This window comes from Streptomyces sp. NPDC048290 (genome assembly GCF_040652095.1).
Classification (GTDB): Bacteria; Actinomycetota; Actinomycetes; order Streptomycetales; family Streptomycetaceae; genus Streptomyces.
In genome coordinates, this window is record NZ_JBEZLM010000027.1 from 46,582 (window position 1) to 62,128 (window position 15,547).

Annotated in this window: 14 protein-coding genes; 4 read left to right on the forward strand and 10 right to left on the reverse strand. The window is 74.4% G+C overall.

What is annotated here, in order from left to right; genetic code table 11:
- Positions 1 to 42: 42 nt before the first annotated feature.
- The 6 genes from AB0D49_RS34305 to AB0D49_RS34330 all read right to left on the reverse strand — a co-directional run bounded on the left by AB0D49_RS34305 (position 43) and on the right by AB0D49_RS34330 (position 8,509).
- Positions 43 to 2,430, reverse strand: a complete 2,388-nt coding sequence (locus AB0D49_RS34305; protein WP_362765663.1) for a TraM recognition domain-containing protein — start codon at positions 2,428 to 2,430, stop codon at positions 43 to 45.
- An 83-nt stretch (positions 2,431 to 2,513) separates the two neighbouring features.
- On the reverse strand, positions 2,514 to 4,082 hold the full coding sequence (locus AB0D49_RS34310; RefSeq protein WP_362765456.1) for an ATP/GTP-binding protein: 1,569 nt from the start codon (positions 4,080 to 4,082) through the stop codon (positions 2,514 to 2,516).
- A 334-nt stretch (positions 4,083 to 4,416) separates the two neighbouring features.
- A complete protein-coding gene (locus AB0D49_RS34315) occupies positions 4,417 to 5,910 on the reverse strand; it encodes an SCO6880 family protein (RefSeq protein WP_362765459.1) in 1,494 nt (497 codons plus the stop codon).
- A gap of 185 nt (positions 5,911 to 6,095) precedes the next feature.
- A complete protein-coding gene (locus AB0D49_RS34320) occupies positions 6,096 to 7,406 on the reverse strand; it encodes a hypothetical protein (protein ID WP_362765462.1) in 1,311 nt (436 codons plus the stop codon).
- 3 nt (positions 7,407 to 7,409) lie between these two features.
- The gene (locus tag AB0D49_RS34325; protein ID WP_362765465.1) at positions 7,410 to 8,162 is read right to left on the reverse strand and encodes a hypothetical protein; all 753 of its coding nucleotides are present in this window, start codon (positions 8,160 to 8,162) and stop codon (positions 7,410 to 7,412) included.
- Positions 8,163 to 8,215: 53 nt separating this feature from the next.
- A complete protein-coding gene (locus AB0D49_RS34330) occupies positions 8,216 to 8,509 on the reverse strand; it encodes a hypothetical protein (protein ID WP_362765468.1) in 294 nt (97 codons plus the stop codon).
- A 101-nt stretch (positions 8,510 to 8,610) separates the two neighbouring features.
- Here AB0D49_RS34330 and AB0D49_RS34335 point away from each other — a divergent pair, with 101 nt between their 5' ends.
- Positions 8,611 to 8,802 (forward strand): hypothetical protein, encoded by a 192-nt coding sequence (locus tag AB0D49_RS34335; RefSeq protein WP_362765471.1) that lies wholly within the window; start codon positions 8,611 to 8,613, stop codon positions 8,800 to 8,802.
- Here the strand turns inward: AB0D49_RS34335 and AB0D49_RS34340 are convergent.
- The 3 genes from AB0D49_RS34340 to AB0D49_RS34350 form a co-directional block, all read right to left on the reverse strand.
- Positions 8,799 to 9,116 (reverse strand): hypothetical protein, encoded by a 318-nt coding sequence (locus AB0D49_RS34340; protein ID WP_362765474.1) that lies wholly within the window; start codon positions 9,114 to 9,116, stop codon positions 8,799 to 8,801. The two genes, AB0D49_RS34335 and AB0D49_RS34340, sit on opposite strands and share 4 nt — an antisense overlap.
- Positions 9,113 to 9,565 (reverse strand): DUF6668 family protein, encoded by a 453-nt coding sequence (locus AB0D49_RS34345; RefSeq protein ID WP_362765477.1) that lies wholly within the window; start codon positions 9,563 to 9,565, stop codon positions 9,113 to 9,115. Before AB0D49_RS34345 ends, AB0D49_RS34340 begins: the two co-directional genes overlap by 4 nt.
- Positions 9,566 to 10,080: 515 nt before the next feature.
- Positions 10,081 to 10,203, reverse strand: coding sequence for a hypothetical protein (locus tag AB0D49_RS34350; RefSeq protein ID WP_362765480.1), 123 nt, complete (start codon positions 10,201 to 10,203; stop codon positions 10,081 to 10,083).
- Between the two features lie 83 nt (positions 10,204 to 10,286).
- On the opposite strand from AB0D49_RS34350, the gene AB0D49_RS34355 reads away from it, so the two are divergent.
- From AB0D49_RS34355 to AB0D49_RS34365, 3 genes are all read left to right on the forward strand, one after another.
- Entirely contained in the window at positions 10,287 to 11,108 is an 822-nt protein-coding gene (locus tag AB0D49_RS34355; protein ID WP_362765483.1) for a transglycosylase SLT domain-containing protein, read from the forward strand.
- A gap of 94 nt (positions 11,109 to 11,202) precedes the next feature.
- Positions 11,203 to 12,177, forward strand: coding sequence for a hypothetical protein (locus AB0D49_RS34360; protein ID WP_362765486.1), 975 nt, complete (start codon positions 11,203 to 11,205; stop codon positions 12,175 to 12,177).
- Between the two features lie 302 nt (positions 12,178 to 12,479).
- On the forward strand, positions 12,480 to 13,025 hold the full coding sequence (locus tag AB0D49_RS34365; RefSeq protein ID WP_362765488.1) for a sigma-70 family RNA polymerase sigma factor: 546 nt from the start codon (positions 12,480 to 12,482) through the stop codon (positions 13,023 to 13,025).
- Positions 13,026 to 13,385: 360 nt separating this feature from the next.
- On the opposite strand, the gene AB0D49_RS34370 is transcribed toward AB0D49_RS34365, so the two are convergent.
- Positions 13,386 to 15,545: a YfjP family GTPase gene (locus AB0D49_RS34370; protein WP_362765491.1), complete on the reverse strand. Its 2,160-nt coding sequence runs from the start codon at positions 15,543 to 15,545 to the stop codon at positions 13,386 to 13,388.
- Positions 15,546 to 15,547: the final 2 nt, after the last annotated feature.

Below are 15,547 nucleotides of genomic sequence, written 5' to 3' on the forward strand. Positions count from 1 at the left end.
GGCGCTTTCGGTACGGCCCGGTGGAGCTGGTGCTGCGTGCGGTCACGCTCGCGCGGCGTCCTGGGGGTCGTCCCGCCGAGGGTCGTTCTGCCGAGGGTCGTCCTGCCGGGACCCGTTCTGCGGGGGATCGTTCCGGGACCCGTTCCGCCGGGACCCGTCCTGAGGGGGCCCGTTCTGCCGGGACCCATCCTGTGGGGACCCGTTCTGCCGGGACCCGTCGGCACGGCGACCGCCCTGACGGGGATTTCCCTGCCGGGGGTCCGCTTGACGGGGCTCTCCCGGACGGGGTCCCCCCTGCGGGGAGCCCCCCTGGCGGGGACCGACTTGCCGGGGATTCCCTTGACGGGGTCCGACTTGCTGGGGATTTGCTTGACGGGGTCCGGCCTGACGGGAGTCTCCTTGGCGAGGGCCGACCTGCCGGGAGTCCCCCTGGCGGGGACCCTGCTGCCGGGAGTCCCCCTGCGGCGAGCTCCCCTGACGGGGTCTGACCTGCCCTGAGTTCCCCCGGCCGGGACCCTCCTGCCGGGAGTCCGGTTGACGGGGACCGCCTTGCCGGGGGTCCGCTTGACGGGGACCGCCTTGCAGGGAGTCCCCCCGGCGGCCAGGACCCTCCGGGCGAGGACCCCCCGAGCGAGGACCCCCCTGCCGAGAGTCCCCCTGACGAGGCTGTCCCGCCCTCGGCGCCCCGGGACGGTCGTGACGGCCCTTCGACAACGGCACCCCGGACGAGCCCCCCGATGAAACCCCCGACGGCACCGCCGTCGCCCCCGGCAGCCGACCCGCCGCCCGCTCCGTGATGGCCCGCGTCTCCGCCTTCGCCGCCGCCGAGATCGCGGCGGCCCCCGGCTCCTTGTACCAGGGCCGCAGCCGGATCAGCGCGGGCCGCACCCCCGTGGCCAGCAGCAGTGCCGACCCCTTGGGCAGGGCCCGGATCTGGTCCGGCGGCAGCACGGCCTCCTGCCGGTAGGAGTACGAGCGCGAGGAGCCGTCCTTGCTGTGCGAGACGCTCGGTGTGCGCACATCGTGCTGCCCCACCAGCGTGGAGATCTTCTGTACGAAGTCGGCGTCGTCAAGCCCCGCGCCCAGCAGCTTCACGGTGGCCGCGCTCCACAGCGCGTCCATGCCCAGCTCGCCCCAGACCCGGGCGCCCTGCCGGTAGCTCTGGAGCAGGGTCACCACATTGATGCCGCGCGAGCCGAAGTGCGAGTAGAGATCGGGCAGGTCGGAGATCCGGCAGACGTTCGCCGCCTCGTCCAGCACCGCCGTCAGCGGCGGGTCGAGCCGGCCGCCCATCCGCTCGGCGGCCACCACGCCCGCCCGCATCGTCGCGTCGGCCATGCCCGCGATCACCCCGGCCGCCGACCCACCGCCGTCCTTGGACAGCAGATACAGGGTGTCGGTGCCCAGCACATGCAGGTCCGGGCGGAACTCGGGCAGTTCCGGGTCCGGGGTGACCCAGGCGAGGATCTCCGGGTCGAGGAGACAGGACACGGTCTGCCGGGCGGTCTCGTAGATGCCGTCCCGGGTCTCCACCGCGCCCCGGATCGTGCCCTGCAACTGCTCCGCCATCGCCGGGAGCCCCACATCGCGCAGGAGGTCGATCGGCGTACGGTCGGCGGGGTCGGCGAGCCAGGTGAGCAGCTCGGAGACCGGCGCCCGGCCGCGCGCGGCGGCCAGGAACAGCGCGGTGAGGGTGTTCTGCGCGGCGGCGATCCAGAAGTCCTTCTTCGCGGTGTCGTCGTTGACGGACGCCACGAAGTGCCCGGCCAGCCTGCGCGCGCCCTCGATGGTGTGGCACTCGGCGAGCATGTCCCACCACATGGCGCGCGGCGAGTGCGCGATGCCCTGCGGGTCGAACGTCCACACCGTGCCCGCGTCCGCCCGCGCCGCGCGGGTCACCGCGAACACGTCGGACTTGTTGGAGGTGAGCAGCACCGCGCCCTGCGCGCGCAGCACCCGGGGGACCGCGATCCCGGTGGACTTCCCGGCGCGCGGCGCCATCAGGTCCAGCTCCACGTCCTCATAACTGCTGCGCAGCTCCGGGCCCCTGGGGGAGAGGTCGCCCAGCAGGTTGCCGGTCTCGTCCGGGTGCAGTTCCCCGCGCCCGGCCAGGGAGGGGCGCAGTTCGCGGGCGCGGGCCTCGACGCCCTTGGGGGCCAGCGCCGCCAGCTCCCGCGCCCCGGCCAGCCCGCCCGGCTTGGTGAACCGGCCCATCACGAACCGGACGGCGAGCACCACGGGCGCGCACACCAGCGCCGCCATCAGCAGCATCCCCCCGTACACGGCGGCGGGCGGGGTCCCGGGCCACAGCGTGCCCGTCCCCTCCGACGCCAGCCGTCCCGCGCTGGACAGGGTGAAGGGCGGCGCGGCCCAGCCGTGGCCGGTCAGCCCGGCGCCGAGCGTGCCGCCCGTCCAGGCCAGGGTGAACATGAGCAGGACCGCGCCCGCCATCGCGACGATCGCCCATTGGAGCTGGTCGGGCAGTGAGCCGCCGCCGCCCGGGGACCGCCCGCTCACCCCTCGGCCCCCGCGTTCGGCGTCCAGCGGGTGTTGGTGTTGTGCAGCCGGCGTTCGGCGTCCGTGATGGCGACCTTGATGGGGATGCCGGGACGGCCACCGACCTTGATCAGGAACCGGCCCCGGCCGGGCGGCTCCTCGTTCTCCCCGGTGACCCCCCAGCCGGGCGGCGACGACCAGGACGACACCAGGTCGATCTCCCGCCGGGACAGGCCCACCACCCGCCCCAGGTCCTCCATCTCCGCCTTGGGCAGCCCCGCGCACACCACCATCCCGGCCCGCTCCACGAAGCCGCGCGCCTTGGCCCGGTCCGCGTCGGTGCCGAGCGCCTCGGCGTCCTTCAGGGTGTGGGTGATCTTCGCGTCGCCGAGTCCGAGGGACCGGTTGAGACGGGTCAGCGCGTCGATCCGGTCGACGATGCCGGACGCGGCCCGCAGCGGACGCCACAGCTCGTCGAGGACCGTGAAGAACCAGCGCCGGGGCGCGAGTCCGGCGTCCGCGAGGGCGTGCGAGGCGGCCACCGTGCCCAGCCCGTCCGACCACGCGGCCAGCATCGCGGCGGCGGTCAGCTGGGTGTCCGCCTCGCCGATGCCGGAGATGTCGATGCACACGGCGGGCGCGTCCGGGTCGATGTGGGTGGAGGTCTCGGAGGCGAACGTGTCGCCGAGCGGTCCGTCCAGGATGCCCAGCAGCGAGCGGTGCAGCGGGTCCACGGCGTCCCGGTAGCGGGTCACGTCACCCCGGTCCAGGGTCACCGCCCGTACCCGGTCCGGTCCCTCGGCCAGCACCCGCAGCACATCGGGCAGCAGCACCGGCCGCCCCGCCGGGGGGTGTTCGCGCAACTGGTGCAGCACCGCCGACAGCACGGACTGCTCATGGTCGTCCATCGGCCGGCCGCGCACGATGGTGATCAGCGCGGCGACCATGTTCAGCACCCGGCCGTGCGCCTCCGCGAGCAGCACCTCGCCCGCCTTGCCGCCGATCCGCCGCGCGGCGGCCCCCATCGCGCCCGGATCCAGCACGTTGATGCCGCCCCGGCCGCGCCCGATGGAGATGACCTGTCCGCCCAGCGCCCGCACGGTGTCCGCGTAGTCCGGCTTGAGGTCGCCCAGCACCAGCGGCACCACCCCGGTCGCGGACAGCCCGATCAGCATCCGGTTGATCAGCGTCGACTTGCCCAGACCGGGCATCCCCAGCATGAACAGCGAGGGGTTGGAGATGTACCGGGCGCGGGTGAACCAGTTCAGCGGGTCACCGCAGACCGTGGCCCCGGTGAACAGATGCTGCCCGAGTGGCACCCCCGTCATCGGGGACCCCGACCCGGCGGAGAACGGCCACATGCCGCACGCCTGCACGGTGGTGGCCCGCCACATGGTCGGCGGATCGAGGTAGCCGACCCGGCCGCCACCCGCGCCCAGCCAGCCGCGCGGCGGCACATACAGCGGCCGGGACCGCGCGGGCGGCTTCCTCTCCACCGGCTCCCGCTCCGGCAGCAGCCCCGCCTGCCGTTCCTCCGCGACCCGGTCCGCCAGCTCCGCCTGCCTGCGCTCCCGCCGCCCGCTCATCGCGCGCCCTCCGGTCCCGTGCCGTCCGCGTCCCCGCCGAATCCTGTCCGCCCGCTCGCCGGTGTCCGCTGCCGACCCGTGCGGTCCGTGTCCCCGCCGGATCCTGTCCGCCCGCTCGCCGGTGTCCGCTCCCGGCCCGTGCGGTCCGTGTCCCCGCTGGATCTCGTCCGCCCGCTCGCCGGTGTCCGCTGCCGGCCCGTGCCGTCCGCCGTCCTGTCCGTCCCGGTCCGCCCGCTCACCCGCGTCCCCTCCCCGCCCGTGCCGTCCGCTGCCCCGCGTATCCCGGTCCGCTCGTTCACCCGCGTCCCCTCCCCGCCCGTGCCCGTCCGCCCGCTCACAGGGCCTCCTGCAACTCGTGGGGTACGAGGGTCTGCTCCCACGGGAGGATTCCGGCGGGCAAGGTGCAGCTGAACGCCGCTGCCTGCATCCGGTCCGCCGGGCGCATCAGGACCCGGGACGCCGCCGTCAGATTCCGCACGGCCACACTGGCGTCCGCGAGTTCGTCCAGCGTGTCGACGGTCACCGTCAGCATCAGCGAGAACTCCACCAGGCCCGCGCCCGACGCCTCCTCCGCCGCGGTCTGCTCGGCCGCCCGCACCTCGGTGGCCGCCCGCGCCTGCACCATGCCCTTGCCGGACGTGGCCATGAACTGGGCGCTGCGCCGGTCCGCCTCCACGATCCGCGCCGAGGTCGCCGGGTCGATCGGCCGGTAGACCAGCGCGACCCGCTTGCGCCGGGTGACGGGCGACGCCTCCAGCATCCCCCGCAGTACCGAGGAACGGACCGTGCCGCGCGGCGCCAGCGTCATCAGCCAGGTCCGGGACACCCCCGAGTCGTGCTGGTACGCGTTCACCGTCTCGACCGCCGCCGCCGGACCGGCGTCGTCCCACTCCAGCCCCGTACCGCCGTGCTGGGCGCGGGCGGTGAGGACGTCACCGGCCACCGCCGGGTCGTAGGCGACCCGTACGACCTCGGCGATCCGCTCCGCCGACAGCGGGTACGCGGCCCCGCCCCCGGCCGCGACCAGTCCGCTCAGCAGCCCCGGGATACGGATCGCGAGATCGGCGATGACCTCGTCCTTCTTACGGCGCTGGACGCCGGGGACGCTGTAGGTGAGCGTGATGTAGGTGTGCATCTCGGACGAGGCCATCGGATAACGCTCGACGACCTCCTCCATCACCGCGCGGGCGGCGGCGGGGGCGTCCGGATGGATACGGGGCAGCACCTCGTGGGCGAGCCGGGTACCGGAGTCCGGGGCGGTCTCCACGATCACCGACGCGCCGCGCAGCCCCGGTTCGTGCGCCAGCCGGGCCAGCCACTCGCCCCACAGCGCCACCCAGACGTCGACCTGGTCCGGGTCGATCAGCGAACCGCCGTCGGGTTCGCAGCCGAGGACGATGGTGTAGAGGTTGCGGGTCGGGTGGTGCAGGACGCCGAAGGGGCGGTCGTAGGCGTCCCGTCCCTCCGTCGCGGTCACCTTGTTGAGCAGCCCCGGCGGCCGGAACCGCCCGCCAGGCCGGGCCGACATCGGCCCCGACACATACAGATGGGCGCCCTTCGACTTCCGGCGCAGCCAGCCGATACGCAGGGTGACCAACTGGTAGACGTTGCGGCCGTCCTGGGTGCGGACCGTGAGCGGGGCCAGGACCAGCGCGATCGGGAGGGCCACGATCAGGGCGGCCGTGAGCGAGATCAGGGACGCCAGCAGGGTGAGGACCAGCCCGCCGAAGACCCCGAAGGTGCCGACCATGCCGAGCGGCCCGAGGCCCGGCCTGCGGGGCCTGCGCCAGTTGCCGTAGGTCGGATGGGTGGCGGCTTCGCTGGACATCGATGGGGGGCCTTTCTCGGAAGGGTCGGAAGGGGGGAGGGAACCGGCGCGGTCGCCCGCGTCGGCGGGGGACCGCCGGGCTCCCAGGGGGCGGTGGAGCCCGGCGGTCGTTCACAGGACGCGCAGGGGAGGCGGGGGCGGGGCGGGGCGGGCGAATCCGGCTCCTGGGAGTCCCGCGCCGCCCCTCATGAACTGCCCTGCTGGGGGTCGTTGCTCTCGACGCCCTGAGCGGCGCCCCTGGCGGCGGCCTGGGTCCCGGCCGCCACGACGCCCACCGTGGCGGCGGCTGCCACTCCGGCCGGTCCCGCGACCGCCGCGGCCCGACCGGCCCCGGAGGCCGCCCCGGCGCCCCCGCCACCGCTGCCGACACCAGCGCCGTTACCGCTGCCTCCGCCGCGGCCCGCGCCCGAGGGTCCGCCCTGCTCGCCCTTGGTGCCGGAGGAGCCTCCGCCGGCGGAGCCCCCGGCACCACTGGTGCCCGGTGAGCCCTTGCCGCCCGCCGCGCCGCTCACCCCGGCGCCGCCCCCGGACGAGGCCGCTCCGGACGGACCGCGGGTGCCCGCCCCACCGGAGCCACCACCACTGGAGGGGCTGCCCCGCCCGGCGAGCTGGATCGCGCCGGAGGCGATCCCCCCGGCGACACTCATCGCCTCGCCGCCCGGATTGCCCGTGCCCAGCGCGCCCACGGCGGGCACGATCAGCTTCAGCAGCGCGGGCAGCGCGACGGCGGACAGCAGCATCACGGCGACACCGGCGATCCGGGTGTGGATCGTGGCGTCGCCCTCGTCCTCCCCCTTGCCGGAGTTGAGCATCACCGAGCCCGCGTAGAGCACGAGTCCGACCGCGGGTTTGTAGAGCAGCCAGGCGATCAGCCAGGCCAGGTGCTTGCGCCACCAACTGGCGCCCCAGTCCGTCATGGACGCCGCGGCGGCCATCGGCAGCGTGCCGAGGAGCACGATCAGGACGCCCATCCGGACGTAGAGCAGGATCGTCTGGAGGATGGCGGAGAGCAGCAGCAGGAAGGCCAGGATCAGTTTGGCGAACGCCCCGATGCCGCCGAAGTCCGAGCAACTGCCGATCGAGTCGAGGTGCTTCTCGGCGCCCACCGTGAACAGATGGTCGGCGTAGGCGTCGGAGAGGACGACCGCGCTGCCGATGACCATGGTCGCGGCGCCCGAGACGAGCACCACCCGCATGATCCCCTTGAGCGCGGTGATCCCCGCGGTGCCCTTGCGCTCCAGGGCCATCTTGCCCGCGGCGAAGATCAGCGAGCCGACCGCCAGATAGACCACGAGCCACTGCGTCTGGCGGTTGATCTGCTGCGAGGGGTTCATCGACTCCAGGGTCGGGATCTCGGCGATGAGCGCCCCGAACACCATGTAGGCGGCCGACAGCACGAAGTTCGCGATCTGGTTGAGGACCTCGCCGATCGGGTTCGCCAGGAACTTGAAGAAGCCGAGGATGAACTTGACGACCGGGTTGCCGGAGTCACACATGTGTCACGCCCCCCACAGCACATAGCCGGTGGTGTTCGAGGCGGTCGTCGGCTCCGAGTACAGGGACCCGCTGCCCTGGGGGAGCACCTTCCAGTCGCCGCCGTCCCAGCGCAACTGGACCGAGGTCGCCGTGAACCCCTCGTCGCCCTTGATCAGCAGGGCCACGGTCGCCTTGGTGGAGGTGTACGACGTCAGGGAGAAGCCCATGTGCACGGAGGCGGGCGCGCCGTTGGGCGGGCGGACCGTGTCCTCGGACCGGGAGCGCAGGAACTCGAACATCCTCCGCGCGCCCCCGTCCACCAGTTGCTGGTCGGTGACGGTCCGCCAGCCCGGCTCGCTCATATGGCCGAGGATCACGGTGGCCGCCAGCGCCGCGCCGGTGGGCGTGTGCGCGTAGCACCACCAGACGTCCCCGTCGAAGCGGGTGGGTCCGGCCGTGGCCGAGACGGGCACCCGGGCGATCCCGAGAGTGCGCCAGGTCAGGTCTTCGGGCGGGCCCGTGGGCGCCGCCGCCCCGGCCCGGTCGTCGGTCGCGCAGCCGCCGGGGCGGGCGTCGCCCCGGTCGGCGGCGTCCGACAGCGGTCCCTCGGCGGCCGGTCGTGCCCCGGCGTCCGAGCCCGGCGCCAGCAGCGTGACCAGCCCGCCGACGGCGAACACGAGAAAGAGGAAGACGGCCGACCACTGCCAGCCGCGCTGTCTCCAGTACGGCTCGGTCTCCTCGGCGCGCCGCTCCCTGCGACCTCTGCGGAAGAACATCTGGCCCACCGTCTCCTTCGGCCCGGCTCGGCTTGCTTGACGAGGAACTCGGCTTATGTGAAGAGGAAGTTGACGACCGGTCCCGCGGTCGCGACCAGCACACAGCCGCCCAGCACCATGCCGAGCCGGCTCATGTGCTCGGAACTCTCGCCGCGCTTGACGGAGACGGCCATCATCGTGCCGGTGACCAGCACGCCGACCACTCCGGCGGCGGTACCGGCCCAGGCGACCAGGCTCAGCACGGTGTTGACCTTGGTCTGGAGCTGCTCGGGCGCCTTGGGCTGTATGTCCTGTGGCACGGGTGCGGCGGCGAGCAGGTTGGCGGCCTCGGTGAGCAGATGCGACATGAGGATCTCCGGAGAATCGATGCTGTCTGGGGACGGGGGTTCCGGACCGGGGGTGTGGACCGGAGGTGTGGACGGGGGCTGTGGGCGGGGGAGGGACGGAGGTGGGGACGGAGGTGGGGACGGGGAGGGACGGGCGGGGACGGGAAGCGCGGGCACGCATCTGCGGGACGGGCGGGGCGGCCCGCCGCGCGGGTCAGGGGGCGGGCTGGGGCATGGGCCAGGGCATGGGCGTGGGCCAGGACGCGGGTACGGGCATGAGCATGGGCATGGGCATGGGCACGGTCATGGGCTAGGGCTTCGACAACGGGGGCGGATCGCCCAGGAGCGACAGATCGCCCAGGAAGGCGACCAGCGGCCCCGCCGTGGTGGCGACGAGCGAGGCGAGACCTACGAGGAACAGGCCCCGGAAATGCTCGCCGCCCTCGCCCGGTTCGCCGCGCCGCAACTGGAGCGCCATGGTGAGGCCGACGGTCAGCAGCCCGATGATGCCCGCGATGGACGCGCTGTAGGCGAGGATGCCGAGCAGCCCGGTCCCCTTCGCGTCGCCCAGCCTCGCCGACTCCGGGTTGAACACCGCGGCGAGCGTGGTGGCCGAGAACGGTGTCATCGGCGTCCCCTCCTCTCCGTGTCCGCCCCGGCGCCCACCAGGGCACCGAGCCGGTCGAGTTGTGCGGGCAGCCGCCGGGGCTGGCCGCCCTCCCGCCAGGCGGGTATCCAGGGCAGCCGGTGCACCCGGGCGACCGACCGGACGATCCTGATCCGGCGCAGCAGGGCGAGCGGCAGCAGACCCGGGGCGTCGGCCACCAGGACCACGCACACCAGGTCGAGGCCGCGCGGGGCGTGCCCCTCCTCCAGCGCCCGCAGCGCCTGCGACACCGACCGCAGCCCGTTGGCGCTGGTCCGTCCGACCAGTACGACCCGGCGTGGCTCGCCCCGCCCGGGGTCGGGCCAGCGGACCCCGACGTCCACTCCGCCGAGCACCTCCACCAGCGAGGTGACCCCGGCTCCGCCGTGTGCCTTGACCCAGCCGACCTCGTCCCGCGTCCGCCCGCGCACCGGCCCCGGACGCTCGGGCCGGTGCCCCCAGGTGCCGTCGGGGACGGCGGGGACGGCGGGGCGGGCGGCGCCGGTGGCACGGGGGCGGGGGGTGCGGGTGGTGGCGGGGGAGGGGGCGGGCGAGGGGGCGGGCGCCGGACGCGGGGCTTTCCGTCCCGGCTGCCGTCCGGGCGCTTCTCGTCCGGGCGCTTCCCGTCCCGGTGCCGGGCGGCTGGGCGCGCGTACGGGGGCCGCCGCGGCCGTGGGCGAACCGTCCCTGGCCGTCGTACGGCCACCGCGCCCGTTCCCGTTCGCATTCCCGCGCCCGTGATCGGTGTCGGGCTCGGGTGGCCGGGGCGTCCGGTCGGCGGGCCGGGGCGTCCGTGACGCGGGCGCGGACCGATCGGCGCGAGGAGCCTGCGGAGCCTGGGGAGTCTGGGGATTCTGTGGCGCGGGGCGTGCCGGGGCGGCCGGGGACGCGGAGTTGGGTCCCCGTTCCCAGGACGGTGGGCCGGCGGCCCTGGCCGGGCGCGTACTCATCCGCGTTCCGCCCCTTCGTCGCTCTCCGCGCTCTTGACGCCCTCGACGCCCGTGACGCCTTTGACGTCCTCGACGCCCTCGTCGTGCTCGGCGCTCGTGCGCTTGCCGTGGTCTCTCATCTGTTTTCCACCGGTTTGAACTTCTTTGCCTCGGGGCCCGTTGGTGTGTCGAGCCCGGCGGACAGCACAACGGGTGGCCGGCCATGGCGGTTCAAGGCGAGCGGAAGAAGGCGGTGCGCATGGGAGGGAGCGAGGAGGAGGAGCCGTCCCACGCGGTCCGCAACGCCCTGATCGCCGGGGGCAGTTGCGGCTGTCTGATGATGCCGCTGGTCGCGGCGGGCGCGGCGGTGGTCATCGTCATCTTCGGCGGGTTCGGCGTCCTGCTGGCGCCGATCATCGCGCTGATCCTGCTCTTCACCGGCGGTGGCGGCGGCGGTGACGACGTGGGCTCCTACGAGGACAAGGGGCAGGAGGCCATCGACATCTTCGAGGGCGACGGCAAGGGCGCCCTCGACGCCGGCACCGTCCCCGACGACCTGCTGGAGCACATCGAGGAGGCGGGCGAGCTGTGCGGCGCGATCGGCCCTATCGTGATCGCCTCGCAACTGGAGGCCGAGTCCGGCTTCAACGCGGCGATGGTCGGCCCGAAGGGCGAGGAGGGCATCGCGCAACTGCCGCCCGAGATCTTCGAGAAGCACGGCAAGGACGACGACGACAACGGCAAGACCTCCGCCTTCGACAAGGCGGACTCGATCATGGCTCAGGGCCGGTACATGTGCGAGCTGGCCGGCGAGGCCGAGCAGCTGATCAACTCCAAGCAGGCCGAGGGGACCGTCCTGGACCTGACCCTGGCGGCCTACGAGGTCGGCATGGACGCGGTCCGCGCGGCACGCGGTGTGCCCACCTCCCAGGAGGTGCAGGGCTATATCGCCCGTATCCGGGCCCAGTTCTCCAAGTACAGCGGGTTGGCGCCGCCGCCCTCAGGGGCCACTCCGGGCGTCACCCCGACCGAGACCGCCCCATGACGGACGACCGCCCGGACGCCGCCCCCGTGACGTACGACCGTCCCCATACGGACCGTCCCCGCACGACCGTTCCCGTACGACCGAGGAGACCGTGATGGACCGCGCCGACCGCTTCGAGGTGTACCTCTCCGACGACGGACCGGCCGAGATCGACGGCGAGCCGATCGCCGTCGCCCCCGGCGAGTCGGTGCACGAGGCCGTCCTGGACCGGTTGCAGCGGTACGCGCAGGAGCGGGGCGCGGTGGTGGAGGCGATCGTCAACCAGGGCTCCGGCGTGGACGACTTCGCGCTCCAGGTGTCCCCGGACGGTTCGAGCCGCCTGCTCCTGCCGGAGGACCTGGCGTACGGGGAGGAGGACGACGAGGACGACGACGAGGACGACGACGAGGGCGACGACGCCGGGCCCCGCGTGGAGGACGCCCTTATGGAGGACGCTCCCGTGGAGGACGTCCCTATGGAGGACGCTCCCGTGGAGGACGCCCCTATGGAGGGCGCCCCCGCCCCCTCCGTCCCGCCCGCCGAGACGGCCTCCTCCGCCCTGGCCGCCGTCTTCGGCCGGGCCAGGGCGGCGGCCCGTGAGACCCCGCCCATGGAGCCGGTGGACGCGGCGGGCATGTCCGCAAGCCTGCCGCTGGCGTTCACCGAACGGATCGCCCGGGTCAACAGACTGGCCGGGGACGGGCGCCTGGAGGACGCGTTCGCCGCGGCGACCGCCCTGCGCAAGAGCGTCACGCGCGAGGTGGGCGCCGACGACCCGCACGCGCTGGAGGCCCGCTCCCTGGAGGCGTACGTCGCCCACCTGGCGGGCGAGCACCGCGAGGCCGTGGTCCTGGCCCTGGGGGTGGCCCGTATCCGCTGCGGGGCCGGGGACCTCCGGGCGCCGGGCGACGTGGCACGGGCGGCGGCGTTCTGGCAGCGGCTGGACGACGACGGCGCGGCGCTGACCCACGGCCGTGAACTGCTCCACATGTGGGACGTCCTGAACACCCGGGGCCTTTTGGCCCCGGGCCACCGGATCATCGCGGAGCGGGTACGGGGCTATGTGGACTCGCTGGCGGCGTATGTATGAGACGAGCCGGGACAGGACGGGGCGGGCCCCGATATACGCGCGGGACACCCGCGCAAGTACCCCCGTTTCGCCCCCCTTTCCCCCTGATCCGGCGCTGCGTATGTGGGGATGACGTGCGCGCCAGGTGTCCGTGCGGTGACACCGGACGGTACGGCTGGGGCGCCGGTACACGGGTGGGGAACGTGCGTACACGCGGCGTCAATCGGGCATGGATCGCCCCTCGGAACACTCCGTTCCCCAGGACGGCCCCGCTCCCGGTCACCCGGACCGGCTCCGGTCGTCCCAAGGAGCTGGAGCACACCATGAACGTGACGGTCATCGGATCGGCGACCGCGGCCTCACCCGAGGAACGGGCACTGCGCGATCTGTATCTGGCCCATGGCCCGGCCCTCTACACGTATGTGCTGCGCCTGCTGGGCGGCGACACCCACCGTGCGGAGGACGTCGTCCAGGAGACCCTGCTGCGCTGCTGGAACACCCAGAACCTGACCGACGGCGAGGGGATGGCCGTCCGCCCCTGGATGTTCCGCGTCGCCCGCAATCTGGTCATCGACGCCCACCGCACCCGCAAGGCCCGCCCGCTGGAGATAAGCGGCGACATCTGGCTGGGCGAGTGGAGCGCCGAGGCGGACGACATCGAACAGTTGCTGTCGTCGGTGGTGGTGCAGCAGGCGCTGGAGGAGCTGACCCCGGCCCACCGCGATGTGCTGCGGGCGACGTTCTTCGCCGACCACACCACCCGCCAGGCGGCGGAGGCCCTGGGCGTCCCCCAGGGCACGGTCAAGTCCCGCGTGTACTACGCCTTGCGCTGCCTCAAGTCGGCGCTGGAGGAACGGGGGGTGGGCTGAGAACTCCTGCGCCGGCCTTCCAGACGCGGCACCCTGGATCCCGCCCGAAGACACCGTGGACTCACGGTGGACTCATGGACGAGGCGCCCTGCCTGCCCCCCTTGAGGGCGTGACACCCCCGATCCCGCCAAGGCGCCCCCCTGGCTGAACCCGCCCGACGACGCGCCGGGTCCCCAGGGTGTGACATCCCCGTCCCGCCGTGGGACACCACAGGCGTCCAGGCCGCCCACCGGTGATGCCACCGGACGACACGCTCCGGTACCGCCCCACGACACGCCCGGCCTGTCAAGCGCGTCAAGCGCGGCACCGGCGACCGCCCGCACATGTCCCGCCCCCAGGGCACCACCCCCGGACCCCGCCCTAGGACACCCCTACCCCCACCCCCACCACCTTCCCGTACTGCTCCCTGACCTCCCGGTAGCGGAGCAGCTCCGCGGCGACGGGGTCCAGGACGCGGGCCCGGCCGCAGGCCGCCGCGGACTCGCGCAGCCGCCGTTCCGCCTCCAGGCCGTAGCGGCGGGCCGGTCCCCGGGCCGCCAGGCGGCAGCTCCACTCGACCAGCGGGCCGCCCACGATCCCGACGACCATCAGCAGCACCGGCACCCCGAGGTTGGGCGCCATCACCCCGGTGATCTGCCCCACCAGCCACAGCCCGCCCGCGATCTGGAGCAGGGTCATGGCGGCCTGGGCGAGGACCGCGACCGGCCACCAGCCGGGCCTGGGCGGCCGTTCCATCGGCAGCCCCGCGCGGGTGGCCAGCTCGTCCAGCGCCTCCGGCAGCCCCTGCGAGCCGCGCGCCGCCGCCTCCCGCACCGCCACCGCCCAGGGCGCGGGCAGCCCCGCCGACGCCCGGTCGGCGACCGTCCGTACCGCCTGCTCGACCCGCTGCCGCGCGGTGGCCTCCTCGTCCGCCGGGCCGCGCACCGGCAGCCGTCCGGTCTGCTGCTCGCCCCGGTCCTGGTACCAGCGCCACAGCCGCAGCCACGGCGTGCCGCAGGCGCGGTTCGCGTTGCGCAGCCAGGCCCGCTCCGCGGCCTCGCCCGCCGCGCCCGCGCCCACCGAGTCGGCGAGCCGCGCCGAGAACTCGTCGCGTGCCTCCTCGCTCAGCCCGCCGCGCCGCCCGGTCGCGTACACCGGCCGCAGCCGGGCCGCGGCGGCGTCCATGTCGGCGGAGATCCGGCGCGCCGCGGCGCCCCGCTCGGCCACGAACTGGCCCAGCGCCTCCCGCAGCTCGCCCAGACCGTCGCCGGTCAGCGCGGACAGGGCGAGGACATTGGCGCCCGGTTCGCCGTACTCGCCGAGCGCGATGCCGTCCTCGTCCAGGAGGCGCCGCAGGTCGTCGAGGACCTGTTCGGCGGCCTCGCCGGGCAGCCGGTCGATCTGGTTGAGGACCACGAACATGACCTCGGCGTGTCCCGCCATCGGCCGCAGATACCGCTCGTGCAGCACGGCGTCCGCGTACTTCTCCGGGTCCACGACCCAGATCACCGCGTCCACCAGCGCGAGCACCCGGTCCGCCTCCTCGCGGTGCCGTACGGCGGCCGAGTCCAGGTCGGGCAGGTCGATCAGGACGAGGCCGCGCAACTGCGCCTCGGCCTCGGCGCTGTGCAGGGGGCGGCGGCGCAGCCGCCCGGGGATGCCGAGCCGGTCGATGAGGCCCGCGGCCCCGTCGCTCCAGCTGCACGCGATGGGCGAGGACGTGGTGGGCCGCCGTACGCCGGTCTCGGAGATGGTGACCCCGGCGAGCGCGTTGAACAGCTGCGACTTGCCGCTGCCGGTGGCTCCGGCGAGGGCGACGACGGTGTGCTGCCCGGACAGCCGGCGCCGGGCGGCGGCCTCGTCCAGCACCTGGCCCGCCTCGGCGAGGGTGCGGCTGTCCAGCCGGGTCCGGGACAGGCCGACCAGTTCGCGCAGCGCGTCCAGACGGGAGCGCAGGGGGCCGTCGAAGGCCAGCGGGGTGACGGGGAGGGCGCCGCCGCCGCGCGGCTCCACGGCGGCCGGGGCGGGCCGCTGCTCGCCGTCCTCGTCGTCGGTGTCCTCGGTCACCCGCCGCGCGATCAGCCCGTCGTCCCAGACGGCCCCGGTGTCCGGGTCCGGGGCTGCGTTCGTGTTCGTGTTCGCGGCCGTGTCCTGGAGGGGCGGGACGGTGGGCCTGGTGGCGGGGCGGGGCGGCTCGGTGGGCCGGGGCGGCGGCGGGGGAGGGTCCTTGGGAGCGCCGCGCCGGGGCGTGTCCTTGGTCAGGCCCTCAGGGGCGTCTCCCGGCGTGTCGCCGGAGCCGCCTCCCGCGCGGGACACCTCCCCGCCGCGTCCGGCGGCGTCGACGGAATCTCCGGGGAGCCCGCCCTCGGACCCCCCTGCGAGCCCTTCCTCAGGACCCTCTCCGGGCAGCGCCCCGTCGCCGTCGACGGCCCCCGACCCGGCGGCGTCGACCCGGCCCCCCTCCCCGGAGGCCACCGCCGCCGTCTCCTCGGGCTCGGCGTGGTCCGTCTGGTCCTGGTCAGTGTCCGTGGCGGCGGTCACCG

Excerpts from the sequence above, each read along its gene's own strand:
- AB0D49_RS34305 (WP_362765663.1), bottom strand. The coding sequence starts at position 2,430 with ATGTTCACCCTGGCCTGGACGGGCGGCACGCTCGGCGCCGGGCTGACC.
- AB0D49_RS34310 (WP_362765456.1), bottom strand. The coding sequence starts at position 4,082 with ATGAGCGGGCGGCGGGAGCGCAGGCAGGCGGAGCTGGCGGACCGGGTC.
- AB0D49_RS34315 (WP_362765459.1), bottom strand. The coding sequence starts at position 5,910 with ATGTCCAGCGAAGCCGCCACCCATCCGACCTACGGCAACTGGCGCAGG.
- AB0D49_RS34320 (WP_362765462.1), bottom strand. The coding sequence starts at position 7,406 with ATGTGTGACTCCGGCAACCCGGTCGTCAAGTTCATCCTCGGCTTCTTC.
- AB0D49_RS34325 (WP_362765465.1), bottom strand. The coding sequence starts at position 8,162 with ATGTTCTTCCGCAGAGGTCGCAGGGAGCGGCGCGCCGAGGAGACCGAG.
- AB0D49_RS34330 (WP_362765468.1), bottom strand. The coding sequence starts at position 8,509 with ATGTCGCATCTGCTCACCGAGGCCGCCAACCTGCTCGCCGCCGCACCC.
- AB0D49_RS34340 (WP_362765474.1), bottom strand. The coding sequence starts at position 9,116 with ATGACACCGTTCTCGGCCACCACGCTCGCCGCGGTGTTCAACCCGGAG.
- AB0D49_RS34350 (WP_362765480.1), bottom strand. The coding sequence starts at position 10,203 with ATGAGAGACCACGGCAAGCGCACGAGCGCCGAGCACGACGAGGGCGTC.
- AB0D49_RS34355 (WP_362765483.1), top strand. The coding sequence starts at position 10,287 with ATGGCGGTTCAAGGCGAGCGGAAGAAGGCGGTGCGCATGGGAGGGAGC.
- AB0D49_RS34360 (WP_362765486.1), top strand. The coding sequence starts at position 11,203 with ATGGACCGCGCCGACCGCTTCGAGGTGTACCTCTCCGACGACGGACCG.
- AB0D49_RS34365 (WP_362765488.1), top strand. The coding sequence starts at position 12,480 with ATGAACGTGACGGTCATCGGATCGGCGACCGCGGCCTCACCCGAGGAA.